Annotated in this window: 1 protein-coding gene; it reads left to right on the top strand. The window is 62.8% G+C overall.

Annotated elements, in window-relative coordinates; translation table 11 throughout:
- Positions 1–466, top strand: a 466-nt coding sequence (locus tag U5A52_RS43085; protein ID WP_321940508.1) for an enolase C-terminal domain-like protein, incomplete at its 5' end; no start/stop codon positions are given.
- Between the last annotated feature and the right edge of the window lie 2 nt (positions 467–468).

Here is a 468-nt window from a genome sequence, read left to right as displayed (position 1 = left end):
ACAGCCGGTCGCTTCACCCGCGGCGCTCGCGCGCCTCATGCGCCGTTTCCCGGTGGCGTTGATGGCCGACGAAATCCTGCAAGGACCGGAAAGCGCGTTCGAGATCGCGAAGAACGAGGGCGCCGACGTGTTCGCCATCAAGATCGAACAAAGCGGCGGGCTGTTCGCCGCACAACGCGTGGCCACGATTGCGGATGCCGCGGGTATCGAGCTGTACGGCGGCACGATGCTCGAAGGCGCGTTCAGCACGGTGGCATCGGCGCATCTGTTCGCGAGCTTCGCGAACCTGCAGTGGGGCACCGAACTGTTCGGCCCCTTGCTGATCACCGAAGAAATTCTGACTACCCCGCTGGACTACAGCGACTTCGAACTGACGGTGCCGAACGGCCCGGGTCTGGGCATCGAACTGGATGAAGCGAAGGTCAAGCGCTTCACCCGCGACGGCCTGCTGAAAGTGACGAAATAATA

The organism is Paraburkholderia sp. J8-2, from assembly GCF_905220195.1.
GTDB lineage: Bacteria > Pseudomonadota > Gammaproteobacteria > Burkholderiales > Burkholderiaceae > Paraburkholderia.
Note: the sequence above shows the minus strand (reverse complement) of the source record. Positions and strands in the feature narration are given on the sequence as shown.